Here is a 24194-nt window from a genome sequence, read left to right as displayed (position 1 = left end):
TTGCTGCGCGCGAGCGCGCTACTCCGCCTTCACCCCCGCCGTGCGGATGACCTTGCCCCACTTGGCCGTCTCTGCCGTGATGAACGCATCGAATTCCTCCGGTGTGCTGCCCGCCGGAATGGTGCCCATCGCGTCGAGCTTGGCGCGCGTCTCATCGCTCTTGATGATGCGCGCCACCTCCTCCGACATGCGCTTGACGATGTCGCGCGGCGTGCCCGCCGGCGCGAGCATCCCGGCCCAGGTGCTGCCGGTGAAACCCGCAAAGCCCTGTTCGATGAAGGTCGGCACCTCGGGCGCGGCCGGCAGGCGCTTGTCGCCCGCCACGCCGATCAGCCGCACCTTGCCGGCCTTGGCCTGGTTGATAAGGCCGGTGGGCGCATCGAAGAAAAGCTGGATCTGCCCGCCCATCAGGTCCGTGAGCGCAGGCACTGCGCCGCGGTACGGGATGTGGATCATGTAGGTCTGAGTGAGCGACTTCCACAGCTCGGTCGTCAGGTGCGCGGCCGAGCCGTTGCCCGAGGAGCCGAAGCTCACCTTGCCGGGGTTGGCGCGCGCGTAGTCGATGAGCTCGCGCGCGGTCTTGAACGGCGCGTTGATGTTCACCGCCGCCAGCAAGGGCGAGATGCCCATCAGCGAAACGCCGGTCAGGTCCTTCTGCGGGTCGTAGGGGAGCTTCGGGTACAGCGTGGTGTTGGCCGCGTACGCGGCGATGACGACGCCGAAGGTGGTGCCGTCGGCCGGCGCCTTGGCGATGGCGTCGACGCCGATCAGGCTGTTGGCGCCGGGTTTGTTGTCGATGAGCACCGGCTGGCCCAGGCGCGTCTGCAGCCCAATTTGCACGAGCCGCGCCATCTGGTCGGTGAAGCCGCCGGGCGTGTACGGCACGACGATGCGGATCGGCTTGCTCGGCCACGCGGTCTGCGCGAACGAGGGAACGGCGAGGCTGGTGGCTGCGGCGGCGAGCGTGAATCGGCGGCGTGTCAGCGTGGAATGCGGCATGAGGGCTTGTCTCTTTCTTTGTTGCTTCTGAATGGATCGGGCCATTCTCGAAGCACCACTTGCGATGCCCGTCAGGGTTTGCCCCGGCGGGCAATCGCCCTCGCCCGTTCAGAGAGGCAGAACGTCGGGCGCTCGCCCCTTCACAAACCCATCGGCGAGCCAGCCTTCGAACTCATCCGACAACCGCTGCGCCTCTCGCGTCGCCTTGCCCCAGGCTGTGATGCGCGCCTGCGCATCGTTCTGGAAGTGGATGAAGTCCTTGCGGTCCGGCAGCTTGCCGTTGGGCAGCGACTTCACCCATTCGGGGTCGGGCGCGAGCACCACCATGCGGTCGAGAAAACCGGTGGACTTGTGGCGCCAGCGCAGTCCCTTGTCGAGCCAGCCCGGCACCACCGCGCGCTGGAAATGCGGGTACAGCACGATGCCTTCGTCGGCGGGCTGGTAGTTCAGGTGCAGGTGGTAGTCGGTGATGCCGCCGTCCCAGTACGCACCGCGCGGCGCGCCCGGGATGTCGTGCACCGCGGCGAGCAGGAACGGAATCGAGCACGAGGCCTGCAGCACCATGTTGAAGTTGGCTTCGCTCAGCGCGTGCTGGCGGGTGCGGAAGTCCTGCGTGCCGAAAGGCAACGCCGCGCCCGGCGTGGAGAACACGCAGCGCTCCAGCCATGCGCCCAGGCTCTTGCGGTAGACGCTGTTCGATGCAAAGGCGCCCAGGTAGCCGAAGGGCGTGCGCGCCCTGCCCTCGCGCCCGAGGATGTGGCGCCCGCGCGAGGTCACCACATGCAGGCGGTAGCGCGGGTGGTTCAGCACCTCGCCGATGCGCCCGCCATAGAAATCGACCAGGCTCTGCGCGAAGCGCTCGCTCAACTGGCGCGGGCTCAGCCGCCTCTGGCCGGGCGGCACCTCGAACTGCTGGTGCACGTAGTCGTGCTCGAAGCGCGTGAAGGCGGCTTCGGAGTCGGCCAGGCAGGCGGTCGACAGGCGCCATGCGCCGATCGAGGCGCCGACCAGATGCACCGTCTGCGTGGACTGGGCCAGCCAGCGGCCGAAGATGAAGCGGTCGAGCGGCCCGAGGATCAGGCCCTTCGGCCCCCCCGCCGCGCCGGGGATGGTGCGCACGTCCTCGGGACGCAGGCCGTTCTGCTCGATGTGCTTGCGGGCCGCGGGGCCGGCGTAGATGCGCAGGGCTTTCATGCCGCGCCCGACTCGAATGGATTGAAGATTTCGACGCCGAAGCTGGCGAAGTCGGCCACATTGCGCGTCACGACGGTCAGCGCGTGCTGCTTTGCGGTGGCGGCAATCATCGCGTCTTCATACAGCGTGTTCGAGCTGCGGTGCATGAGCTTCGCCCACAGCCTGAAGGTTTCCGCATCAATGGGAAGAACGTTGTACGACGCGGCAACCAGCGCAGCCCACTGCTCGATTTCATTGGCCTTGGCCGCGTCCTGCTCGCGCGTCACTTCGATGCCGGCCTGGATCTCACCGAGCGTCACCGCCGAGAGATGCAGATCGCTGTCGGCAATGGAAGTGAGCCATGCGATGACCGCACCATGAGGACGGGGGCGACGCAATTCAGAGATGACATTCGTGTCCAGGAGGTACATGCAAGCCCTCAGCGCATCGGCGCGACGCGGCGCCTGCGCGCGCTGCCTCGTTGCGCGACGAGAAAATCTGTACGCGCCTGCTCGGAAAGCAGAAGCTCCTTGAGCGAAGGCCGAGCCGTCTCGTGCAGCCGCCGCCACTCGGCGGCCGGGACCAACACCGCCGCTTCGGCCCCGCGCTTGGTGACCATTTGCGGCCCGTCGTTGAGGCAAGCCTCGAGAAATTCGCTGAAGCGCGCTTTCGCGTCCTGTACCGGCCAGGTTTTCATGGCAGCCACCTATCAGACTAGTTGACTGACTAGTTTAACAGGCGACCGACCCATCTGCCGACAGCTACTTGCGCAACCCCTGCAGCTTGGCAAACGCATTCGCCATCTGCCCACCCGGCTGCGGCGAGTTGTCGCGCCGCGGCTGCTGTTGCTGACCTCGCCCCGCCCCTTCGAAGCGGTTGTCGCGCGGCCCGTCGCGGCGCGCGGGCGCCGCATCCAGCTTCATCGACAAGCCGATGCGCTTGCGCGCCACGTCCACTTCCATCACCTTGACCTTGACGATGTCGCCGGTCTTCACGACCTCGCGCGCGTCGTTCACGAACTTGTGGCTCAACTGGCTCACGTGCACCAGGCCGTCCTGGTGCACGCCCAGGTCGACGAAAGCGCCGAACTGGGCCACGTTGCTCACGGTGCCTTCGAGGATCATGCCCTCGACCAGGTCCTTGATGTCGTCCACGCCGTCGTTGAAGCGCGCCACCTTGAAGTCGGGGCGCGGGTCGCGGCCGGGCTTCTCGAGTTCGCCCAGGATGTCCTTGACCGTGATGACGCCGAACTTCTCGTTGGCGAAGAGCTCGGGCTTGAGCGTCTTGAGCATCTCGGCGCGGCCCATCAGCTCGGCGATCGGCTTGCCGGTCTTCACGATGATCTGCTCGACCAGCGGATAGGTTTCCGGGTGCACGCCGGTGATGTCCAGCGGATCGGCGCCGCCGCGGATGCGCAGGAACCCCGCGCTCTGCTCGAAGGCCTTGGGGCCGAAGCCGGTCACGTCGAGCAGTTGCTTGCGGGTGGAGAACGCGCCGTTCGATTCGCGCCAGCGCACCACGGCCTTCGCCACGCTGCCCGAGAGGCCGGACACGCGGCTCAGGAGCGGCACGCTCGCGGTGTTGAGGTCCACGCCCACCGAGTTCACGCAATCTTCGACCACCGCCTGCAGGGTGCGGGCGAGTTCGCTCTGGTTCACGTCGTGCTGGTACTGGCCCACGCCGATGCTCTTGGGGTCGATCTTCACGAGCTCGGCCAGCGGGTCCTGCAGGCGGCGCGCGATGGAGGCGGCGCCGCGCAGGCTCACGTCCACGTCGGGCATTTCCTGCGAGGCGAATTCGCTGGCGGAATACACCGAGGCGCCGGCCTCGCTGACCACGACCTTGTCGACCGTCATCTCGGGCGCGCCGGCCTGCGCGGCCATCTTGGCCAGCAGCTTGATGAGGTCGGCGGCCAGCTTGTCGGTTTCCCGGCTGGCGGTGCCGTTGCCGATGGCGATGAGGTTCACGCCGTGCTTGGCGCAGAGCTTGCCCAGGGTGTGCAGCGAACCTTCCCAGTCCTTGCGCGGCTCGTGCGGGAACACGGTGGCGGTCTCGACCAGCTTGCCGGTCGAATCGACCACGGCCACCTTCACGCCGGTGCGGATGCCGGGGTCCAGCCCCATCACGACGCGCGGGCCGGCGGGTGCGGCCAGCAGCAGATCGCGCAGGTTGTCGGCAAACACCTTGATCGCGACCTTCTCGGCGTCTTCGCGCAGGCGCGTGAAAAGGTCCCGTTCGGTGGACAGCGCCAGCTTCACGCGCCAAGTCCAGGCCACACACTTGCGCAGCAGGTCGTCGGCCGGCCGGCCGGCGTGGCTCCAGCCCAGGTGCAGCGCGATCTTGCCTTCGGCGATGCTGGGCTTGCCCGGCTCGGGCTCCACCGGCAGCACCAGCTTGGCATCGAGGATGTCGAGTGCTCGGCCGCGGAACACGGCCAGTGCGCGGTGCGAAGGCACGCGGCCGATGGGCTCGTCGTACTCGAAGTAGTCGCGGAACTTGGCGATGTCGGCATTGTTCTCGTCCTTGCCGGCCATGAGGCTGGACTTGAGCAGGCCCTCGGCCCAGAGCCATTCGCGCAGGCCCTGCACCAGGCCAGCGTCTTCGGCCCAGCGCTCGGAAAGAATGTCGCGCACGCCGTCGAGCACGAGCGGCACGGTGGAGAAATCGGGGCCCGGCTTGCCGTCGTCCAGCGTTGTGGCGGGCTGCAAGAACGCCTTGGCTTCGACGGCCGGATCGAGCGTGGGGTCGGCCAACAGCTTGTCGGCCAGCGGCTCGATGCCGAATTCGCGGGCGATCTGGCCCTTGGTGCGGCGCTTCTGCTTGAACGGCAGGTACAGGTCTTCCAGCTCCTGCTTGGTGGGTGCGAATTCGATCGCGGCGCGCAGCTGGGGGGTGAGCTTGCCCTGCTCGTCGATGGCCTTGAGCACCGCCACGCGGCGGTCCTCGAGTTCGCGCAGGTAGGAAAGACGCGCTTCGAGTTCGCGCAGCTGGATGTCGTCGAGGCCGCCGGTCACTTCCTTGCGGTAGCGGGCGATGAATGGAACCGTGGCGCCTTCGTCGAGCAGTTCGACGGCGGACTTCACCTGGTGCTCGCCGACCTTGATTTCAGTGGCAAGCTGGCGAATGATTTTCTGCATGTCTTGAGCGCATCCCTGGCAAAGCGCGGAAGTTTGCCATAGGCCAGGACGGGCTCCGGCGGCAGCGGCTCCGCGCTTGTTACAGGCTGCTCCCCGTTTCCGGCCCGGCGCTGGCCGGCGCCGGTTCGGTGTCCGAAAGCACGAGGCGGATGCACAGCCCGTGCGGCGCGGCGTCCATGACGGCCAGTTCACCGCCCAAGGCATCGGCCCGCGCACGCATGCTGCGAAGCCCCTTGCCGAATTGCTCGAGCTGGATGGGGGCCGAGGCATCGAGGCCCCGGCCGTTGTCCTGCACCTCGAGCACCAGCCCGCGCGTGCGTCCCAACGGGCCGAAGCGGACCTCGACATTGCTGGCGTGCGAGTGGCGCAGCACGTTCGACAAGGCTTCCTGCGCGATCCGGCAGATCTGCATCGCCGATTCGCCGGACATCGCGCGCGCGAGCGGCACGTCGTGCACATGCCATGCGAGGCCGATGCCCAGCCGGTCGAAGGCCGGCTGCAGGCGGTAGCGCAGGTGAGCCAGCCGCTCGACGATGGTGGCCGATGCCTCGTCGTCCAGGGAGTCCACGGTCATCTGCAGTTCCAGCAGGCAGGCCTGCAGGGCCATCGACAGTTCGCTCGGTTCGGCCGCGCGCGGGTCCTGGCTGGCCAGCAGCGCCATCAACCGGGAGCCGACGCCGTCGTGCAGGTCGCTGGCAATGCGGCGCCGCTCGGCCAGCACCGCCTGTACCTGCCGGTAGCGCATGACGCGGCGGCGGGAGAGGTACCAGACGCCGATGATCATCCCGAGCACCGCCGCGTTGACGCCCTGCAGTGCCCAGAACGCGAGCGGGATGTCGTTGATATCCACCGTCATCGCCGAAGTGGCCCGCAGCACCTGCCCGGTCACCGGCGTGAGATGCAGCGCAGAGGCCAGCGCGGCCCACAGCAGCATCCGGCGGCGCGAGGCGCGGGGCCAGAGCCAGGCCAGCAGCGCGGACCATGCGGCGATCGAGAGCCACACGAACTGGTCTTCGAGGTAGTGCGGCAGCTGGGGCACCGAGGACCACATGACCGTATCGACCCGTTGCATCCCGTTGTTCGTTGCAACGGTGTCAGAGCAGCCCCCGGTGGGAGGCGAAGCTCACCGCCTGCGCGCGGGTGTGCGCATGGAGCTTGCGGTAGATGTTCTTCACATGGGCATTGACCGTCTGCGCGCTGATGGTGAGCTGCAATGCGATCTCTTCGGTCACATACCCTGTGGCTACAAGTCGCAACACTTCGCGCTCCCGTGCGGACAGCGCGGCCTTGGTCTCGGGCGGGCGCACCGGGCTCTGGTTGCTGCGCTGGTGGTCCAGGTGCACCAGCAGGCGGCGCGCGAGCCGGGGCGTGATGGCGGCGCCCCCGTTGACCACCTGCAGCACGGCCTGGGCATAGCTCTGGAACCACGCGTTCTTCACCAGGAAGCCAGAGGCGCCGAGTTCGAAGGCATGCAGCACCTGGGGTTCGTCCTCGATGGCGGAGATGACGATGATTTCGGCGGCGCTGCGGTGTTTCTTGGCCTCCTCGATCAGCTCGAAGCCACTGCCGTCGCCCAGGCGGATGTCGACCATGAGCACGTCGAATTCATGCTGCATCAGGAGGCGCCGACCTTCGCGCAGGCTCCCGGCCTGCCCTTCGAGCTGGATGCGCAGGTCGCCCAGCAGCTCCTGGGCGATGACGCGTCTCACGAAGGGGTCGTCGTCGACCAGCACGACCCGCACCGGCTTGGTCTGTTGCCCGGTCAGGTAGTCGGGCCAGGGGAGCGTGTCGGCAGAGGGGGCGAGCAGCCCGCCGAACTGGCCAGGATTCGAGAAATTCCTAGCACTCGCATTGACCTCCGTCAATGAAATGTCAAGCTCATTTTCCATTTATATCCCCTAGTGACAAAAACTACCGCTTGTTCGTGAGCAAAAGTTAATTCATTTCTACTCAAATTTTGTTCGAGAGCTTTTTTGATTACTTTAGTTTCGTCTTGTTGCAGTTCGGGGTAAATGTGTACTAAAGGAGTAGAAGTAGCAAGCGCCACCATGCGAAAAGAGGCGCCCGGAGAGGCGCCCGGACCGTGCCCCCCCATTGCTTTCGCCATAGCCTTGCACTACCCACCACAGGGCATTTTTCGATTCCTCCCCGACGCTGAAACTGCATCCCGGTCGCAACGGAAACATCCAATCCGCGCTCGCTGACCGTTGGCTGATGGCCGGATTCGCCGGCAATCGGGTTCGTTTCAACACTATCGAGGAAGCATCATCATGAAGAAGACTCTCATCTCGGCTGCAGTGGTCCTGCTCGCAGGCGTGGCCTCGGCGACCAGCACCACGGCCCTGGCCGTCACCAACACGAGCACGGGTTCTTCCAGCTCGGCAGGGTCGGTGGCAGCGAGCTCCGGCACGGGCAGCGCCCTCAGCTACAACGCAGCCACTTCCAGCTCGGCGGCCACGGCCAATGCAGCAGGCGGCGCGGTCAGCATCCCGGGTCTGCGTGTCGGTGGTGCAACAGCCAGCGGCTCGGCGACCACGCAAGGCCGCGTGACCAGTGTTGCGGCAACGACCGGCAACGGCGCAGCCATCGGCGGTGCCAATGCCTCGGCCAATGCAGGCTCGTCCGCCGGTGCCACCTACTCCGCAGGCGGCCCGAACCAAGTGAGCGGCGCGGCAGGCGGCGCCGCAACCTCCACCACCAACAACACGGCTGCCACCGCAGCCGGTCCTGGCGGCGGTCTGGCGGTGGTGACGCGCACCTCGGGCACGACGTCGGGCTACAGCGCTTCCTCGGGCGCGATCAACGGCTTCGTCAACGGCACGACCACCTCGGCGACGGCGGGCTCGGCCGGCGGCTCCTTCGGCGTGACCAACTTCGCGATCGGCAATGCCGGCGGCCTCAGCAATGGCGGCGGCACCGGCGGCACCGCGGGCGCCGGCGCAACCGCATCGGCTCCCTGAACGGGGCATTCAACGGTTGTTGGACCAGAAATGGGGAGGGGCACGCCCCCTCCCCTGGCTTTCAAAGGAGTGAGAACATGAAAAAACTGATTGTCCTGACCTTGATGGGCTTGTCCGCGGGCGGCGCTTTTGCGCAGACGGCGGGCGGTGCCAACAACCAGTCAACGAGTTCGGCCACCACATCGGCGCAGGGCAACACCCAGGCCGTGAACTTCAACAGCAACGCGCCCGCGGACACCACCACCCGCTCGACGCTGAACAGCAACCAGAACATCAACAACACCGGTGCCACCACGAACACGGTGGACTACCGGGGCAGCTACACGGTCAAGAACGTGCCGTCGGTCAACGGGCCCAACCTGACCACCAGCAACGACACCTGCATGGGCAGCACGAGCGCCAGCGCAAACGGCCCGGGCGTCGGCATCAGTTTCGGCACCACCTGGACGGACGAGCACTGCAAGCGCCTGAAGATGAGCCGCGAGCTCTGGAACAAGGGCATGAAGGCAGCATCGCTCGCGATGGACTGCATGGATTCGGCTGCCATGGCGGCGCTGGAGATGACCGGCACGAAGTGCCCGCAGTCCATGACCGCCGCGGAGCGCGTGAGCGCATTCGGGCCGTATGCATCGCCGGCGAACGCCGCCGCGCAGGTGATCGGCCAACCGGTCGCCGCGATGACGCCACCCATGCCGCCCATCGCCGTGTCGGTGCAGCCGATGCAGCCACCGCAGGCGGTCGTCGTCGCGCCGCCGGTGGCTTCGGTGCCGCCGCCCACGTCGACGTCCACGCCGACCCCGCTGCCCTTGCCGCAGGCCCCCATTGCCGAAGCGACGCCCGCGCCGCAAGCGGCGGCTCCGGTGCAGCCCGCGCAGCAAGAGCCGCAGCAGGCCGCGGTGACCATGCCGGTCGAGCCTGCCAGCGACGTGGCCGTCGAGCCCATCGGCGAGATCGCGTCGGCACCGCAAGCGGCCGCCGCGTCGCAATGACAGCCCGGAGCCCATGATGACCAGGACCGTATTCCTCTGGATCGCGGCTTGTTGCGTGGCTTCGGCCTCCGCGGGCCCTGTGGTTCCCAACCTGCGCATCGAACGGGTGACCTTCGGCAGCGGCCTGCAGAACGCCAGCGGCATCGACAACGCCGAGCCGGTCGGTGACCTCGGCGTGTGGCACGTGCCGCAGTACCTGCCCGGCTATCCGACGTCGGCGACCATCTGGCCGCGGGTGGTCGTGATCCAGTGCGCCAACGAGCTGTGCTCGGGCTACGAGGTCACGCCGGAGTTGGGCCGCGGCGAGTACCTGTTCTTCCGGCCAATGCGGAAGTAGCAAGCCTCGCACGGCATCGCCGGCCGGGCGATGCCGTACCCTTCGCGCATGACATTCCGCGTGCGCGTTCCGCGCGTCGTGCGTTCACTGCTCCGCGCGGTCGCCACGGTGCTCATCGTTCCCTTCCTGCTCTTCGAGGAGTGGGGCTGGGAGCCGCTGGCGGCGCTTGTCGGGCGGCTGTCGCGCCTGCCCTTCTGGGCCCGTCTCGAAGACCGCCTGCGCTGCCTGCCGCCCTGGGGCGCGCTGCTGGCGTTCTTCGTGCCGGTGGTGCTGCTCCTGCCGGTCAAGGTGCTGGCGCTCTTTCTCTTCAGCCATGGCCATGCCGCCACCGGCGTGACCGTGCTGGTGCTGGCCAAGTTGGCGGGTACGGCCGTCGTGGCGCGGATCTTCCAGCTGGTCGAAGGCCCGCTGATGCGCATTCCCTGGTTCGCCCGCTGGTATCCGCGCTGGAAAGCCTGGAAGGACCAGGTGCTGAACCTCGTCCGGCAGAGCCGGCCGTGGCGCGTGGTGCGGGTGTTCAACCGCGGCATCCACCGGGGATGGCGGCGGTTGCGGGAAGGCTGATTCGCCATTTTTACCCGGGTTATATTGCGTTTTGTATTTCACCCGGGTAATATCAACGGCATGAACATGCCCCAAGAGACGCGGCGCGCCCTCGTCAGGAAATACAAGGAAACGGTGCTCCCCGCGGGCGTCTTCGTCATTCGCAACACGCTGAACGGCCGCGTCTACGTGTCCGGCAGCCTCGATGTCGAGGGCGCGATGAACCGGGCCCGCTTCGAACTCGGCCTGCGCTCGCATCGCAACAAGGCGCTGATGCGCGACTGGATCGCGCACGGCGCCGAGCATTTCAGCTTCGAGGTGATCGACCGCGTCAAGGAACGCGACGATCCGGCCTTCGATCGCGCCGCCGAACTCGAGAAGCTGCTCGAACTCTGGCGGGAAGAACTCGAGTGCGTCGGCGACAAGGGCTACAACACGCCATGACCGTCGATGCACTGGATTTCTGTCTCACCGTCAGCCGCGCCCATGCCAACCTGAGCCTGAAGCTCCGGGAACACCTGGGCGCGTTCCATGGGCTGGACTACGAAGACTTCACGCTGCTCCACCTGCTGCTGCGCACCGAGGGCGGCCGCATGCCGATGGGCGATCTTTCGCGCGCCTTGGGGTTGCCGATGTCGGCGCTGCTTCGCAAAATGGTCCTGCTCGAAAAAACAGGACTGGCCGAACGCACGGCCGGCGCGAATGAAGACAACAGCCGGCACGCAACCCTCCGCCCCGGCGGCCGGAAACTGATGCAGGCTGCGGTCACGACCGCCCTGGCGATCTGCGCCGACACGGTGAAATCGCTGGACCCCGAAAGCCTGCCGCAGATCCATGCCGCGCTCCTTGCGCTATGCATCGAGGACACAGCGAGCGCCTGAGCCGCTCAGCGGGTAGATTACGCACCTCTCAAGTCAATGTGGCTTTGCCACTTGACTTGATCCCCCTCGGGGGGCGGGCTGGGCGCAGCCCGGCCCTGGGGGCGCTCGTTTCGACCGGACCAGAAGGAAGAACAAAGAAATCCGACATGCCATCCGACACGCCATCCATCAACCTCATTGTTTACGCCGGCTTCAAGCGCATCGCAGAAGGAAGCACCGCCGAAGTGCTCGCACAACTGCGCGAACGCAAGGACCAGACGCCCTACCTCATCTTCGACGCCCAGACCGGCGAGTCGCTCGACTTCGACGTGCACAACCAGGCCGGCGTCGTGCCGCACGCGGCCAGCGCCGAGGCCCATGACGACGCGCCGCGCGGCGTGGGCCGGCCGAAGCTGGGCGTGGTCGCGCGCGAAGTCACGCTGCTGCCGCGCCACTGGGACTGGCTCAACCGCCAGCCCGGCGGTGCCTCTGTCGCGCTGCGGCGCCTGGTGCAGGAGGCGAGCCGCGTCAACGCCGACCGCGACGCCGTGCGCGCCTCGCGCGAAGCCACCTACCGCTTCATGACGGCGATCGCCGGCGCCCTGCCCGGCTTCGAGGAAGCCACGCGCGCGCTGTTCGCCGGCGAGCGCAACCGCTTCGAGGGCCTCATCGACGCCTGGCCCGCGGACCTGCGCACCCAACTTCAAAAACTGTCAGCCGCCGGCTGGAGCACCCCTGCATGAGCGCCACCCCCGCGACTTCCACGACCTCATCGACGACCCCCGCGAATCCAACGCCCCCCGCAACCGGCCCGAGCGGCTTCAAGGGCGTGCCCGTGGCGCCGGTCGGCGCGGCACGGCCGCTGTGGAAGGTGTTTCTCTTCTTCCTCGCGCCGATGTTGCTCAGCAACATCCTGCAGTCGCTCTCGGGCACGCTCAACAACGTCTACGTGGGGCAGATGCTCGGCGTGGGCGCGCTGGCGGCGGTGTCGAGCTTCTTTCCGGTGATGTTCTTCTTCATCGCCTTCATCATCGGCCTGGGCGCCGGCGCCTCGGTGCTGATCGGCCAGGCCTGGGGGGCGCGCGACGCGGCCAAGGCCAAGGCCGTGGCCGGCACCACGCTCACCGTGGGCGTGCTGATGGGCCTGGTGATCGCGGTGTTCGGCGGCGCCTTCACCACGCCGATGCTGGCCGCACTGGGCACGCCGCCCGACGTGCTGGCCGATTCGACGCGCTACGCCCGCATCATGCTGATCGCGATGCCGGGCGTGTTCGTGTTCCTGCTCGCGACCGCGATGCTGCGCGGCGTGGGCGATACCGTCACGCCGCTGCTCACGCTGGTGATCTCCACGCTGATCGGCCTGGTGGTCACGCCCGCGCTCATCCGCGGCTGGGGCGGCCTGCCGCAGATGGGCGTGGCCAGCGGCGCATGGGCCTCGGTGATGTCCTTCGTGGTGGCGACGACCTGGCTGGGCTTTCGGCTGCGCCAGAAAAAGAGCCCGCTCGCGCCCGATGCGGAGTTCTTCCGCCATCTGCGCATCCAGCCGCATCTGCTGAAGGCGGTGTTGCGCATCGGCGTGCCCACGGGCGTGCAGATGATCGTGGTGGCGCTGGCCGAAGTGGTGCTGCTGTCGATGGTCAACAGCTACGGCTCCAATGCCACGGCCGCCTATGGCGCGGTGAACCAGGTGGTGGCGTATGTGCAGTTCCCGGCCATCTCGATCGCCATTGCCGCGTCGATCCTCGGCGCGCAGGCCATCGGTGCGGGCCGTGCCGACCGGCTCGGCGCGATCACGAAGACGGCGCTGATGATGAACCTCGTGCTGACCGGCAGCCTCGTGCTGCTCGGCTACCTGTTCTCGCGGCCGCTCATGGGCTTCTTCATCACCAGCGCGCCGGTGATCGAGATCGCGCAGACGCTGCTGCACATCATGCTGTGGAGCCTGGTGATCTTCGGCATGGCTGCGGCCACGTCGGGCGTCATGCGTGCGAGCGGCTCGGTGCTGGTGCCCACGCTGATCTCCATCGTCTGCATCCTGGGCGTCGAAGTGCCGGTGGCCTGGGTCATGAGCCACCGCATCGGGCTGGACGGGATCTGGATCGCCTACCCGGTGACCTTCGGCGCGATGCTGCTGCTGCAGACGGCGTACTACCAACTGGTGTGGCGCAAGAAGGCCATCCACAAGCTGGTGTGACCTGCACGGTTCAGGTGCCCTCGTAAGCCTTCTGCACCGTGGCCAGGTCGAGCTTGACCATCTGCATCATGGCCCGCATCGCGCGGCCGGCCTTCTCGGGGTCCTTGTCCTGGAACATGCGGATCATGGCCGTGGGCGCAACCTGCCACGAGACGCCATAGCGGTCGGTGAGCCAGCCGCATTGCATGGGCTTGCCGCCGCCTTCGAGCAGCTTGTCCCAGTAGTGGTCGACCTCGGCCTGCGTCTCGCAGGGCACGTAGAGCGAGAGCGCCGGGGTGAACTTGTAGTCGGGGCCGCCGTTGAGCACCATGAATTCCTGGCCGTCGAGCTCGAAGGTCGCGGTGAGCAGGCTGCCGTCTTTCGGGCCCGGACCGTTGGCGGGCCAGTGCAGCCGGTCGGTCACGCGGGCGTTCGGGAAGATGCCGGTGTAGAAACTCAGCACCTCCTCGCCGTTGCCGTCGAACCAGAGGCAGGGAACGATCTTCTGCATGGGAGTCTCCTTTGCTTGAACGATGAACCTGAGAGTTCAGTATCAAAGCGGGAGCGGACGGTTGTCAACCCGCGCGGTCCCTGTCAGAAAGACGTTTCCATGCGCCTCAGGCCTACCAGCGGTAGGTGGCAGTCGCCACCGCGGTACGCGGATAGCCGTAGTAGCAGTTGCGGTAGCCGCAGTTGGCGATGTAGGTCTTGTTGGTGAGGTTGCGCAGGTTCAGCGCCAGGCTCCAGCGGTCGATGTCGTAGCCGAGCATGGCGTCGAGCACCGTGGATGCGGGGACCTTGCTCGGCCACGCGGCCTCGCCGTCGCCATAGTTCGTCCCGGTGTAGCGGGCGCCCAGCCCGACCTTCAAGCCGTTGGCGAAGCGGTAGTCCGCCCACACCGACAGCCGGTGGCGCGGCACGGCCGTGGCCTGCTTGCCGATCTCGCTCGGGTTGCTGCTGGCCGTGACGATGGCCCGCGGCGTGTAGCTGTAGGAAGCCGTGAGGTTCATGCGCGAGGCGATCTCGGCCGTGGCCTCGAGCTCCAGGCCGCGCACCGAGATCTCGCCCGTCTGCTTGGGCTTGGCGTCGCCGTCGAAGCTGATGTAGTTCTTGCGCCTGAGGTCGAAGATGGCTGCGCTGTACATCGCCTTGCTGCCCGTGGGCTGGTAACGCACGCCGGCCTCGACTTGCTTGCCGCTTTCCGGCTTGAACGGGTCGCCCGATACCGGGTCGATGGTGGCGGTCGGTGCGAACGACTCCGAATAGCTCAGGTACGGCGCCCAGCCGCTCGGATGCAGGTAGACCAGGCCGGCCCGACTGGTGAACTTGTGATCGCGGATGCGCTGGGTCGAGCCATCGAGACGGCTGAAGACGGTGCTGTCGGCGGTGTCGTAGCGCCCGCCCAGCGTCAGCGACCAGCGGTCTCCCCACTTGATCTGGTCCTGCAGGTAGACGCCGGTCTGCGTCAGCCGGGTGATGCCGTCGAAATACGGCGCGGGCGGCTCGATCGGCCCGCCGTAAACCGGCGCATAGATGTTCAGCGGCGAGGCGCTGCCGCCGCTGAAGGTGATCTGGTCGATGCGGGTGCGCTGGTAGTCCAGCCCCACCAGCACCTTGTGCTGCGTCTCGCCCAGGCGAAAGTCGGCCTGAGCCTGGTTGTCCAGTGCCACGGCACCGATGTTCTCGCGGCTGCCGAACACGCTGCGCGACATCTGCTGGAAGTTCATCGGATCGTTCGGCACGTCGGGGTTCAGCGCCATGAAGCCGGTCAGTTGCGTGCCCGTGTAGTCGAGCTTCTGGTGCGCGTAGCGCGCGTTCTGCCGCACCGTCCAGGTGTCGTTGATGCGGTGCTCGAACTGGTAGCCGACCATCTCCTGGTCCTGGTCGAAGCGGTCGAAGCCGGGCTCGCCGACGAACAGTTTCGAGGGAATGAAGGTGCCGATCGCGGTCGCATCGAGCGAGCCGACCTGCGGCCGCGCGCGGGTGTAGACACCGCTGCGCGTGCGCGAGAACTGCGACAGCAGCGTGAGCGTGGTGTCGCTCGACGGCTTCCAGGTGAGCGACGGCGCGATGTAGGTGCGGTCGTCGGCCTCCTTGGCGGCCGGCAGTTGCGCATCGCGCACCAGCCCGGTGATGCGATAGAGCACCTTGCCGTCGGCATCCAGCGCACCCGAGAAATCGCCTGCGACCTGCTTGCGGTTGTGGTCGCCCACCTGCAGTTGCAGTTCGCGCACGGGCTCCGCCGTCGGGCGCTTGCTGACGACGTTCACCACCCCGCCCGGTCCGCTCATGCCGTACAGCACCGACGAAGGCCCGCGCAGCAGCTCGATGCGCTCGGCGCCGTAGTTCTCGGTGCGCCACACGCCCCAGGTGCTGTTGTTGCGCAGCGGCAGGCCGTCGAGGTAGAAGCCCGGCGAATAGGCATCGAAGCCGCGCAGCGAGATCCAGTCGTAGCGCGAGTCGGCGCCGTAGGTGGTGGTCGACACGCCCGGCGTGTAGCCCAGCGCGTCCTTGAGGTTGGCGGCACCCATGGCCTCGATGCGGTCGGCCGTGATCACCGAGATCGACTGCGGCGTCTCGATGATCGGCGTGTCGGTCTTGGTGCCGGTGGCACTGCGCCTGGCCACGTAGCCCTGTACGTGTCCCGTGGCGCTTTCCTCGCCATCGGCCACCACGGTGACCGCCGGCAGCGTCGAGCTGCCCGATGCGGCCGGTGCGACGGGCGCGGCCTTGACCGCGGCCGCATTGCCTTCCATGGTGGCGGCCAGCCCGCTGCCGGCGAGCAGGCGGTCGAGCGCCGCGCGGGGCGTCAGGCTGCCGGAGATGGCGGGCGCCGTCTTGCCGGCCACCAGGCTTTGCTGCACGACCAGCTGGATGCGGGTCTGCCGCGCCCAGTCGTTCAGGGCCTCGGCCAGCGGCTGGGCGGCAATGCTGATCTGCTGCGCCGCGCCCTGGCCTCCCGAGGTCTGGGCGCGCAGCGGCGCGCTCGCCAGCGCGAGTGCCACGGCCAGCGCCAGCGGTGCCGGCGTCATCTTCATCAAGCGGTTCATCCAACGTCTTCCAGGTAGTGAATACAAATGGTTCTTATCTGGCTGACGCACGAACTCATGGAAATCCGGTATTCCCGGTGAAATATTTTTTTGCCCCGATGTTTCGGGGCGCGCCGGTCAAGGCGCCGCGACGATTTCCGCCACCGGCCCGTCGCCCTTGAGCCGCACGGGCAAGGCACTCGGCAGCACGCGCCTCAGCGTGCGCGCGTCGCGCGGGTCGAAGGTGCCGGTCAAGCGCAGCGCGGCCACGGCAGGGTCGCGCACCACGAGGCCGGTGCTGCCGTAGCGCTCCAGTTCGGCCAGCGCGCGGGCCAATGGCGCATCGATGAAGCTCAGCCGGTGTTCGCGCCAGGGCGCGATGCCGTCACCCGAAACGGCCGACACGGCGGCCAGCACGCCCTCTGCATCGCTGTGCACCTGCTGGCCGGCGGTGAGGAAGACGGCGTCCGGCGGCACGGTATCCGGCGCAGGTCCAACCCAGCGGCCGTCGGCGGCCCTGTCCATCTGCGCGACCCGCACCCTGCCCTGCTCCACCGACACGCGCGCGCCCTCGGCGCCCGCGATGGCCGGCGTGTACCGCACCGCGAACCGGGTGCCGACCACACGGACCTGCAACGGCCCCGCCAGCACATCGAAGGGGCGCTGTGCGTCCGACTGCACCGCGAAGACGGCCTGCCCATCGATCAGCTGGACCTCGCGGCGTTGGCGGAAATAGCGCACCTCCAGCCGCGTGGCGGTGTCCAGCCGCAGCACGGTGCCATCGGTCAGCGGCACCTCGAGCTGCTGCCCGCGTTGGGTGGCGAAGGCCTGCACGAACACAGGCTGGGCTTGCAGATGGCTCCATCCGAGGTAGCTGCCACCGGCGACCACGCCCGCGGCGGCCAGCGCCAACGCCGGCTTCAGGAAGCCGCGCCGCGTAGGGGCGGCAGTCCCGTTCCCCGTGAAGCCCTCGCGCCAGGCCGCGACCGTTTCCGGCCCGATCGCATCGAAGGCCCGCCAACGCGATTCCCACTGGCGGTAGGCATCGGCGTGCTTCGGGTCCGCGGCGATCCAGTCCTGAAAAATGCGCTCGTCGCGCGCGCTCCAGTCCGCGCGTCGGCGATGGACGAACCAGTCGATCACCTCCTGGCGCAGGCGCGATGTTTCTTCCGACGGTGGCAGCGATGGGGTCATGGCTCGGGGAGCTCTCCTGCAGATGTAGACGCACGAGCGGTGCAGAACCCTGTAATGGGCATCCCCAATGCACCGGGTCGCTCGCGCGTTCGCTCTTCTTGTGTTCGTGGGTTGCTTTTCATTGCGGGCCCCCGTTCACTTCGTCCAGGCACGCCCAGCACGCATCCATGGCGATGCGCAGCTGCATCTCGACCGTCCGCACGGAAATGCCCATGCGCTCGGCGACTTCGGCATACGACAGTCCGTCGAACTTGTAGAGCACGAAGGCTTCGCGGCAGCGCGGCGGCAGCCTGTCGATGGTGGCGACCATGGCCGCCAGCCCCTGGCCGGACGACAGGATGGTGTCGGGCTCGAAGGTCGAAGGGCCGATGCAATCGTCGAGCTCAACCGCGCCCTCGTCCGAAGAGGCGGCCCCGTCGAAATCGGCACGCACGCCGGTGCGGCGGTGGTGATCGGTGACGAGGTTGCGGGCCGTGCGGTACAGCAGCGCACGCGGGTCGCGCACCACGCTGCCGGTGCGCTGCGCCTCGTACACGCGCGCGTAGCTCTCCTGCGCCAGGTCGGCCGCGGTGGCGCGGTCGGACACCTTTCGGGAAAGAAAGCTCAGCAGTTCGCGGTAATAGCGTTCGAACACAGGCGCAGCACAACCGGGAACGGTTGGTCGAAGTCCAGGGGCAGGTTGGCTTCGACATGGCGTGGCTTACCTGATGAGATTCAGAAAACGGGAAGCGGCGATTATCACGCCACGCCGTGGAAGTCCAGGTCGGAATGCACGGCCGCGGACGCCACGTCTCCGGCGGCGCTGCGGCGCGTGGTGTTCGCGCGGGTAGCCCGAAGGGTAGGAATTTGACTTGCCGGGACGGGAAGCGCGCCGGCTACCTTTGCTCCCGTGGCGGCGCCTAGAACCCGTACAGCGCGCCCGGGTTGTCCACGAGGATGCGGCGGCGCGTGTCGTCGCTGGTGGCCCATGAAAACAGCAGGTCGTACAGCGGCACGGCCTTGGGCCTCGGGTCGCGCCCCGGATGCGGCCAGTTGCTGGCCCAGAGGCAGCGCTCGGGAAACTTCTCGGCCAGCGTGCGCGCGAGCAGGCTCACGTCGTCGTAGCCGGGCGGGCCCAGCTTCGAGGTCTCGTAGGGCGCGGAAAGCTTGATCCACACGCGCCCCGAATCCAGCACGCGCAGGAGCGACTGGAACGACGGATGTTCCGGCGCCACCGGCTCCAGGAATTTGCCGTTGTGGTCCAGCACCAGCCGGCACGGCAGGCGCTTGAGCACTTCCTCATGCTCCGGAATCGTGCGGCCGTCGAGCTGCAGGTTGACCATCCATTCGGCATTCGCGAGCCGCGCCGCCATGGGCTCGAGCGAGGCCCAGCTCAAGACGCCGCCGATCATCATGTAGCGCACACCGCGCATGCCGCCCGCGTGCAGGCGCGCAATCTCTTCATCGCTCACCTCGGGTCCGACCAATGCAATGCCGCGCGCCGAAGCGCCGAACTGCGCCAGCGCATCGAGCGTGCAGCTGTTGTCGAAGCCGTAGCCGGTCGGCTGCACGACGATCGCGCGGTCGATGCCCAGCGGCGCCTGCACCTCGGTGCGGTAGGCCGACACCGGCGAATGCGGCGGCACCCAGGCCACGTTCGGAATCAGCGGAAAGCGGTCTTCGTAGATGTGGACGTGGCAGTCGCAGGCACCGGGGTAGCGCGTGTTGCGGGTGGGTTCCATTGGGGGCGTCTCGGTGAGTGGTGATGAATGGTGGAGGTCAGCCGTAAGCCTTCTGCCAGCGGTAGGCCTCCGGCGCGTTGACGGCGCCCTTCGGCACCCGCCCCTGAAAGAGCTCGCCCAACTGCGCGACCGTCTCCATCGCTTGATGCTCGACCGCAGGCGGCGTAAGCCCGCCGATGTGCGGCGTGGCGACCACGCGCGGATGCGCGGCCACGCGCGACGATGGCATCTGGTCGGGCGCGCGACCCACGTCGAGCGCGCAGCCGGCGATGGTGCCGGCGTCGAGCGCGGCGATGAGCGCGTCTTCGTCCACGAGGTTGCCGCGCGAGGCATTGATGAAGAAGGCATGCGGCTGCATCGCGGCGAAGGCGGCGGCGTTCATCAGGTTCTCGGTGGCCTCGGTGGCGGGCGCGAGGCAGACCACGAAATCGGACCGCGCCAGCAGCGCATCGAGCCCGACCTGTTCGAGTTCGGCGCGTTCGATCAACGCATAAGGGTCGTGCACGACGATGCGCATCCCCAGCGCCAGCGCCACATCGCAGAGGTAGCGGCTGATCTGCCCATAGCCGATCACGCCCAGCGTGCTGCCGCGCAGCTCGCGCCCCATCGCCGGCACGACCGTCTGGCCTGCGTGGTACAGCGCGGTCGAGGCGCTGATGTGCCGCCCCAGGTCAATCATCACGCCCACGATCCACTCCGACACCGATGGGATGAACCCCGCGCTCGCCTGCGTCACCAGCACGCCATGCCGGCTCGCCGAGGCCACGTCGATGTTGCGGATGTCGATGGCGCAGCGCACGAAGGCCTTGAGGTCGGGCAGCGCCGCGAACAGCGCCTCGTCGCCCACCGTCTGCCGGTACGAAATGATCGCGTCGCAGCCCTGCGCCAGCTCGGCGAGTCCGGCGGACGACAGGTCGTTGTCCGTCGGGTTGAAGCGCACCTGCGCAATGGCCTGCAGGGCCGCGGTGGCCCGGTCACCGAAGTAGTGGGCGAGCTTGCTTTGCGGATGGCTGACGAAAACCGTGGTCATGAAATGAAGAGAAAACTTTGCGAAGAAGAACTAGGCGCGCGGCGGCGCCACCGAATCGCGCGCCACCAGCGTGGGCGCAAAGACGAACTCCTGCGTCGGCAGCGACGCATCGGCCAACCGGCTCATCACCCGCTCGACCATCACCTGCGCCATCTCGGGCACCGGCACGCGCACCGAGGTCATCGCGGGGTACATCAGCGTCGAGAGAAACACGTTGTCGATGCCGATGACCGACACGTCCTGTGGCACCGAAAGCCCCGCGTCGCGAAACCCCGCCATGAGGCCGAAAGCCAGCAGGTCGTTCACGCCGATCACGCCCGTGGGGCGCTGCGGCAACTTCGCGAGCAGGCTGGCCTGCATGCGGCCCAGCTCGCTCATCATCGAGTCACCGTACTCGTCGACCGGCAGGCCCTCGATGACCTGCGCGCTGCCTTCGAGGCCCGCGCTTTTCGCGGCGGCGAGAAAGCCGTTGATCTTCTCGTTCCGGCTCATGGTGCGGCCCGAGGGCGTGACGAAGGCCAGCCGCCGGTGTCCTTGTTCGATCAGGTGCGCGGTCGCGATGCGCGACGATTCGAAGCTGTCGACCGTCACGTGGTCGATCACCGAGGGCATGCCCGGCGTGGCGCGGCGGTCGTAGCTCACCACCACCAGCCCGCGCTCGGCCGCGGCCTCCACGTGCTGCTCGTCCACCAGCGACGAGATGATGATCACGCCGCGCACGCCATGCGCCATCAGGTCCTCGAAGAAGTGCTGTTCCTTCTCGGCATCGCGGTACGTGTTGCCGATCATGATGCGAAAGCCGTAGCGCTCCTGCGCCAGCGTCTCGATCTCGCGCGCGATGAAGCCGTACATCGGGTTGGCCATCGACGGCACCAAGAGGCCCAGTAAGGGCGTGTGCCCCGTCTTGAGCTGCCGCGCCGAGGTGTTGGGCCGGTACTTGAGATCGCGGATCGCGGCTTCCACGCGGGCCAGCGTCTCGGCGGCCATGCGGTCGCTGCGTCCGTTCAACACGTTCGACACGGTGCTGGTCGACACCCCGGCCCTCTGGGCCACGTCGGTGATTCTGCTCACGGAATCCTTCCTGTTTTCATCGTCGTCACAGGCCCATGCGCGCCGGCAACCATGTGGAGAACGCCGGCACGAGCACCAGCACCACGAGGGTAACGAACAACACGGCCAGGTATTTCATCATCGGGCGTGCCACATCTTTCACCTGGGTGCCGGTGATCGCGCAGGTGGCGAAGAGGCCCAGGCCCACGGGCGGCGCGAACAGGCCGAAGCCCATGGCGATGACCATCACCGTGCCGAAGTGCAGAGGATTCACGCCCAACTGCGACGCGATGGGTGTCAGCAGAGGCCCGAAGATGATGAGCGCCGGCGCGCCTTCGAGGATGGCGCCGAACACGATCATGATCAGCACCGACAGCATCACGAACATCGTGCTGCCGTACGAATGCGCGAAGCCGATCATGAACTCCGACAGGTACTGCGGAATCTGCTGGATCGTGAGCGCGAACGACAGGCTCGACGCCGCCGCCACGATGAAGAGAATGCCCCCGGCCATCGACGCCGAGCGCACGAAGAGCCGCGCCACCGACTTCACCGTGAGCTCCCTGAAGGCCAGCCAGCCCACCACCAGCGCATAGATCACTGCGAACGACGACACCTCGGTCGATGTCGCGATGCCCGAGGTCACGCCCTTGCCGATCATCGCCACCATCAGCAGCGCCACGAAGGCGCCGCCCAGCAGGCGGAAGGTCGGCGTGCGCACATCGAAGGCTTCGTCGGGGTTGATCTTGGTGCCCACGTAGATCGTCACCGCGGCGAGCGACAGCGCCAGCACCACCGCGGGCACCAGCCCCGCCATGAAGAGCCCGGCGATCGAGATGTTCGCGACGAAGCCCATGATGATCATGTTGATGCAGGGCGGAATCGTCTCGGCCATCACCGCGGTGCAGGCCAGCAGGCCCGCCGTCTCGTTCGGGTCCTGCTTCGTCTTGCGCACGGCCGGCATGATGATGCCGCCCACCGCCGCGATGTCCGCGAGCTTGGAGCCCGAGACGCCCGAGAAGAACGCCGTCGCCGTGATGGTGATGAGCCCGAGCCCGCCGCGCAGCCGACCGAACATGCGCAGAAGCAGTTCGATGAGCCGCGACGACATGCCGTTGGCCTCCATCAGCAACCCCGCCAGCACGAAGAACGGAATCGCCAGCAGCACGTAGTGGTCGGTGCCCGCCATCACCTGCTGCGAGTACACGAGCATCGGCAGCGACGGGTCTGCCATGAAGAACACGAGCGACGACAGCGCCAGCACGAAGGCGATCGGTACGCCCAGCGCCATGCCGCCAAGAAAGCCCGCGGTGAGCAGCGCCCACGGCGGGATCGCGTGGTTGGGCATGAACGTGTTCCATGCGACGACCGCGGCCGTCAGCGCGATGCCCACGCCCAGCGTCGACCACACCATGCGTGCAGGTCCGTTGACCGCATTGGCCAGCCCGAACAGGGTCATGAACAGGCTGCCGATGGTCACCGGGTACACGTAGATCCACTGCGGCATGCCGATGGGCGTGGTCATGTTGTACGAGTCGAGCAGCAACTCGCACGACGAGGCGAAGAGGCTCGCCGACACGCCCACGATGATCCAGCTGCCGAACTGGATGAGGGCCGGCTGCCAGCGCGCAGGCAGGAGGCCGCGGAACAGGTCCACGCCCACGTGCTGGCTGCGCGCGAGCACGGTGGCCGCGCCGAAGAACACCTGGATGATCATCAGCGCCCGCGCCACCTCCTCCGCCCAGTCGAACGGGTCATGCAGGAAGTAGCGGAACACCACCGAGATGAAGACCACGATCACGTCGATGGCCAGCACCACGCCGGCCACGTACTCGGTCATGCGCATCAGCCAGGCCAGCCAGCGGCCGGAGGCGTGGGTGACGTCGAAGCCCAGTGCGGGCTCCATCGCCATTGGCGAAATCGAGAGGCTCGACATGGCCGCTCAGGCGCGCGCGGCGGTGATGGCGGCGAACAGCGGCCCCGTCTCCGGGTACTGCTTGGCGAAGCCGGACCAGAGGCGCGTTTCCATTTCCTTGCGCACGAAGTCGCGCTCGCTCTTGGCCATCGGCGTGAACACAATGCCCAGCTTCTTCAGTTCCTCGATGGCCTGCAGGCCTTTCTGCGTGCCGATCTCGCGCTGCTGCAGCGTCGAATCGGCGGCGGCCTTCAGGAACGCGGGGCGCAGCGTGGCGGGAATCTTGTCCATCGCGCGCTTGCCGGCCACGCACACCATCGGGCTGAACAGGTGCTCGGTCATCCAGCAGTACTTGACGACTTCGTTGAGCTTGCTCGCGAGCACCGTGGCGGCGTCGTGCTCGAAGCCGTCGACCACGCCGGTCTGCGCCGCCATGTAGAGCTCGCCGAAAGAAATCGGCGTGGGGATCGCGCCCATGATCTTGAAGGTCTCGATGAAGGCCGGCGTGGGCAGCACGCGCAGCTTGACGTTCTTCACGTCGGCGAGCGACTTCACCGGCTGCTTGGTGTAGACGTTGCGCGCGCCGTAGTGCGCGCCCCAGGTGATGACCTGGCAGCCCGTGCTCTTCACGAGCATGTCGTTGAGCTTGGCGCCCACGCCGCCGTCGAGCGCGCGCGCGGCGTGCTCGTAGCTGTCGAACACATAGCCCAGGTCGAGCATGCCCAGCTGCGGCGTGACCGTGGCCCAGATCGAGGAGCCGGTGAGCATCATGTCGATGGAGCCGACCTTCACCTGCTGCACCACGTCGCTTTCCTTGCCGAGCTGGTTGTTCGGAAAGTAGTCGATGCGGATCTGCTCGCCCACCGCCTTCTTCAGGTTGGCCTGCATCAGCTGCGACCACGCGAAGTGCGACGAATTGAGGTCGGCCACATGTGACGACGACAGGCGCAGCACCACGGTCTTGCCCTGTGCGGCGGCGTTGTGCGAAAGGCCCGCGGTCGCCATCGCGAGCGACAGCGCCGAGGAAGACTGGACGAACTGGCGGCGTGAAATCGGGGTCATGGTGTTGTCTCCTGTGGGTCGG

The 24194-nt window shown here is 67.3% G+C and carries 24 protein-coding genes; 8 read left to right on the top strand and 16 right to left on the bottom strand.

Annotated features, from left to right (window positions below; all coding sequences use genetic code 11):
- Positions 1-18: 18 nt before the first annotated feature.
- The 7 genes from GNX71_RS16225 to GNX71_RS16195 form a co-directional block, all read right to left on the bottom strand.
- Positions 19-999, bottom strand: a complete 981-nt coding sequence (locus tag GNX71_RS16225) for a tripartite tricarboxylate transporter substrate binding protein (protein ID WP_206179248.1) — start codon at positions 997-999, stop codon at positions 19-21.
- 108 nt (positions 1000-1107) lie between these two features.
- Positions 1108-2193: a phospholipase gene (locus GNX71_RS16220; RefSeq protein ID WP_206179247.1), complete on the bottom strand. Its 1086-nt coding sequence runs from the start codon at positions 2191-2193 to the stop codon at positions 1108-1110.
- A complete protein-coding gene (locus GNX71_RS16215; RefSeq protein ID WP_206179246.1) occupies positions 2190-2603 on the bottom strand; it encodes a type II toxin-antitoxin system VapC family toxin in 414 nt (137 codons plus the stop codon). The genes GNX71_RS16220 and GNX71_RS16215 overlap by 4 nt, the downstream gene beginning before the upstream one ends.
- A gap of 8 nt (positions 2604-2611) precedes the next feature.
- Positions 2612-2869: a type II toxin-antitoxin system Phd/YefM family antitoxin gene (locus GNX71_RS16210; RefSeq protein ID WP_206179245.1), complete on the bottom strand. Its 258-nt coding sequence runs from the start codon at positions 2867-2869 to the stop codon at positions 2612-2614.
- A gap of 64 nt (positions 2870-2933) precedes the next feature.
- Positions 2934-5309, bottom strand: coding sequence for a Tex family protein (locus GNX71_RS16205; RefSeq protein ID WP_206179244.1), 2376 nt, complete (start codon positions 5307-5309; stop codon positions 2934-2936).
- 79 nt (positions 5310-5388) lie between these two features.
- The gene (locus GNX71_RS16200) at positions 5389-6381 is read right to left on the bottom strand and encodes an ATP-binding protein (protein WP_241027288.1); all 993 of its coding nucleotides are present in this window, start codon (positions 6379-6381) and stop codon (positions 5389-5391) included.
- A gap of 22 nt (positions 6382-6403) precedes the next feature.
- Positions 6404-7198, bottom strand: coding sequence for a response regulator transcription factor (locus GNX71_RS16195; RefSeq protein ID WP_206179243.1), 795 nt, complete (start codon positions 7196-7198; stop codon positions 6404-6406).
- Positions 7199-7579: 381 nt separating this feature from the next.
- Here GNX71_RS16195 and GNX71_RS16190 point away from each other — a divergent pair, with 381 nt between their 5' ends.
- From GNX71_RS16190 to GNX71_RS16155, 8 genes are all read left to right on the top strand, one after another.
- The gene (locus tag GNX71_RS16190; protein WP_206179242.1) at positions 7580-8269 is read left to right on the top strand and encodes a hypothetical protein; all 690 of its coding nucleotides are present in this window, start codon (positions 7580-7582) and stop codon (positions 8267-8269) included.
- 77 nt (positions 8270-8346) lie between these two features.
- Positions 8347-9258 (top strand): hypothetical protein, encoded by a 912-nt coding sequence (locus tag GNX71_RS16185; protein ID WP_206179241.1) that lies wholly within the window; start codon positions 8347-8349, stop codon positions 9256-9258.
- Positions 9259-9274: 16 nt separating this feature from the next.
- Positions 9275-9595 carry a hypothetical protein gene (locus GNX71_RS16180; RefSeq protein WP_206179240.1) on the top strand — a complete coding sequence of 107 codons (321 nt, stop codon included), beginning with the start codon at positions 9275-9277 and terminating at the stop codon, positions 9593-9595.
- Positions 9596-9673: 78 nt separating this feature from the next.
- Positions 9674-10159, top strand: a complete 486-nt coding sequence (locus GNX71_RS16175; RefSeq protein WP_241027287.1) for a hypothetical protein — start codon at positions 9674-9676, stop codon at positions 10157-10159.
- 60 nt (positions 10160-10219) lie between these two features.
- Positions 10220-10582 (top strand): GIY-YIG nuclease family protein, encoded by a 363-nt coding sequence (locus GNX71_RS16170; protein ID WP_206179238.1) that lies wholly within the window; start codon positions 10220-10222, stop codon positions 10580-10582.
- Positions 10579-11019 (top strand): AsnC family transcriptional regulator, encoded by a 441-nt coding sequence (locus GNX71_RS16165; RefSeq protein WP_206179237.1) that lies wholly within the window; start codon positions 10579-10581, stop codon positions 11017-11019. Before GNX71_RS16170 ends, GNX71_RS16165 begins: the two co-directional genes overlap by 4 nt.
- A 146-nt stretch (positions 11020-11165) precedes the next feature.
- A complete protein-coding gene (locus GNX71_RS16160; RefSeq protein ID WP_206179236.1) occupies positions 11166-11741 on the top strand; it encodes a DUF2239 family protein in 576 nt (191 codons plus the stop codon).
- Positions 11742-11893: 152 nt separating this feature from the next.
- Positions 11894-13192 carry an MATE family efflux transporter gene (locus GNX71_RS16155; RefSeq protein ID WP_206179524.1) on the top strand — a complete coding sequence of 433 codons (1299 nt, stop codon included), beginning with the start codon at positions 11894-11896 and terminating at the stop codon, positions 13190-13192.
- A 10-nt stretch (positions 13193-13202) separates the two neighbouring features.
- Here GNX71_RS16155 and GNX71_RS16150 read toward each other — a convergent pair whose 3' ends face one another.
- The 9 genes from GNX71_RS16150 to GNX71_RS16110 all read right to left on the bottom strand — a co-directional run bounded on the left by GNX71_RS16150 (position 13203) and on the right by GNX71_RS16110 (position 24172).
- Positions 13203-13682 (bottom strand): VOC family protein, encoded by a 480-nt coding sequence (locus tag GNX71_RS16150; RefSeq protein WP_206179235.1) that lies wholly within the window; start codon positions 13680-13682, stop codon positions 13203-13205.
- A 112-nt stretch (positions 13683-13794) separates the two neighbouring features.
- Entirely contained in the window at positions 13795-16221 is a 2427-nt protein-coding gene (locus GNX71_RS16145) for a TonB-dependent siderophore receptor (protein WP_206179234.1), read from the bottom strand.
- Between the two features lie 117 nt (positions 16222-16338).
- A complete protein-coding gene (locus tag GNX71_RS16140) occupies positions 16339-17394 on the bottom strand; it encodes a FecR domain-containing protein (RefSeq protein WP_206179233.1) in 1056 nt (351 codons plus the stop codon).
- A 118-nt stretch (positions 17395-17512) separates the two neighbouring features.
- Positions 17513-18028, bottom strand: a complete 516-nt coding sequence (locus tag GNX71_RS16135; RefSeq protein ID WP_206179232.1) for a sigma-70 family RNA polymerase sigma factor — start codon at positions 18026-18028, stop codon at positions 17513-17515.
- Between the two features lie 265 nt (positions 18029-18293).
- Entirely contained in the window at positions 18294-19115 is an 822-nt protein-coding gene (locus GNX71_RS16130; RefSeq protein WP_206179231.1) for an amidohydrolase family protein, read from the bottom strand.
- A gap of 37 nt (positions 19116-19152) precedes the next feature.
- On the bottom strand, positions 19153-20145 hold the full coding sequence (locus tag GNX71_RS16125; RefSeq protein ID WP_206179230.1) for a hydroxyacid dehydrogenase: 993 nt from the start codon (positions 20143-20145) through the stop codon (positions 19153-19155).
- A gap of 30 nt (positions 20146-20175) precedes the next feature.
- Positions 20176-21216 carry a LacI family DNA-binding transcriptional regulator gene (locus GNX71_RS16120; protein WP_206179229.1) on the bottom strand — a complete coding sequence of 347 codons (1041 nt, stop codon included), beginning with the start codon at positions 21214-21216 and terminating at the stop codon, positions 20176-20178.
- Positions 21217-21241: 25 nt separating this feature from the next.
- Entirely contained in the window at positions 21242-23041 is a 1800-nt protein-coding gene (locus tag GNX71_RS16115) for a TRAP transporter large permease subunit (RefSeq protein WP_241027323.1), read from the bottom strand.
- Positions 23042-23137: 96 nt separating this feature from the next.
- Positions 23138-24172: a TRAP transporter substrate-binding protein gene (locus GNX71_RS16110; protein WP_206179228.1), complete on the bottom strand. Its 1035-nt coding sequence runs from the start codon at positions 24170-24172 to the stop codon at positions 23138-23140.
- Positions 24173-24194 lie beyond the last annotated feature (22 nt).

Source organism: Variovorax sp. RKNM96 (assembly GCF_017161115.1).
Taxonomy (GTDB): domain Bacteria; phylum Pseudomonadota; class Gammaproteobacteria; order Burkholderiales; family Burkholderiaceae_C; genus Variovorax.
Note: the sequence above shows the minus strand (reverse complement) of the source record. Positions and strands in the feature narration are given on the sequence as shown.

Coding starts and splice junctions, on each gene's coding strand:
- GNX71_RS16225 (WP_206179248.1), bottom strand. CDS start 999: ATGCCGCATTCCACGCTGACACGCCGCCGATTCACGCTCGCCGCCGCA.
- GNX71_RS16110 (WP_206179228.1), bottom strand. CDS start 24,172: ATGACCCCGATTTCACGCCGCCAGTTCGTCCAGTCTTCCTCGGCGCTG.
- GNX71_RS16130 (WP_206179231.1), bottom strand. CDS start 19,115: ATGGAACCCACCCGCAACACGCGCTACCCCGGTGCCTGCGACTGCCAC.
- GNX71_RS16185 (WP_206179241.1), top strand. CDS start 8,347: ATGAAAAAACTGATTGTCCTGACCTTGATGGGCTTGTCCGCGGGCGGC.
- GNX71_RS16165 (WP_206179237.1), top strand. CDS start 10,579: ATGACCGTCGATGCACTGGATTTCTGTCTCACCGTCAGCCGCGCCCAT.
- GNX71_RS16150 (WP_206179235.1), bottom strand. CDS start 13,682: ATGCAGAAGATCGTTCCCTGCCTCTGGTTCGACGGCAACGGCGAGGAG.
- GNX71_RS16125 (WP_206179230.1), bottom strand. CDS start 20,145: ATGACCACGGTTTTCGTCAGCCATCCGCAAAGCAAGCTCGCCCACTAC.
- GNX71_RS16145 (WP_206179234.1), bottom strand. CDS start 16,221: ATGAACCGCTTGATGAAGATGACGCCGGCACCGCTGGCGCTGGCCGTG.
- GNX71_RS16215 (WP_206179246.1), bottom strand. CDS start 2,603: ATGTACCTCCTGGACACGAATGTCATCTCTGAATTGCGTCGCCCCCGT.
- GNX71_RS16200 (WP_241027288.1), bottom strand. CDS start 6,381: ATGCAACGGGTCGATACGGTCATGTGGTCCTCGGTGCCCCAGCTGCCG.
- GNX71_RS16210 (WP_206179245.1), bottom strand. CDS start 2,869: ATGAAAACCTGGCCGGTACAGGACGCGAAAGCGCGCTTCAGCGAATTT.
- GNX71_RS16220 (WP_206179247.1), bottom strand. CDS start 2,193: ATGAAAGCCCTGCGCATCTACGCCGGCCCCGCGGCCCGCAAGCACATC.
- GNX71_RS16140 (WP_206179233.1), bottom strand. CDS start 17,394: ATGACCCCATCGCTGCCACCGTCGGAAGAAACATCGCGCCTGCGCCAG.
- GNX71_RS16180 (WP_206179240.1), top strand. CDS start 9,275: ATGACCAGGACCGTATTCCTCTGGATCGCGGCTTGTTGCGTGGCTTCG.
- GNX71_RS16190 (WP_206179242.1), top strand. CDS start 7,580: ATGAAGAAGACTCTCATCTCGGCTGCAGTGGTCCTGCTCGCAGGCGTG.
- GNX71_RS16115 (WP_241027323.1), bottom strand. CDS start 23,041: ATGCGCATGACCGAGTACGTGGCCGGCGTGGTGCTGGCCATCGACGTG.
- GNX71_RS16195 (WP_206179243.1), bottom strand. CDS start 7,198: ATGGAAAATGAGCTTGACATTTCATTGACGGAGGTCAATGCGAGTGCT.
- GNX71_RS16170 (WP_206179238.1), top strand. CDS start 10,220: ATGAACATGCCCCAAGAGACGCGGCGCGCCCTCGTCAGGAAATACAAG.
- GNX71_RS16155 (WP_206179524.1), top strand. CDS start 11,894: ATGTTGCTCAGCAACATCCTGCAGTCGCTCTCGGGCACGCTCAACAAC.
- GNX71_RS16160 (WP_206179236.1), top strand. CDS start 11,166: ATGCCATCCGACACGCCATCCATCAACCTCATTGTTTACGCCGGCTTC.
- GNX71_RS16205 (WP_206179244.1), bottom strand. CDS start 5,309: ATGCAGAAAATCATTCGCCAGCTTGCCACTGAAATCAAGGTCGGCGAG.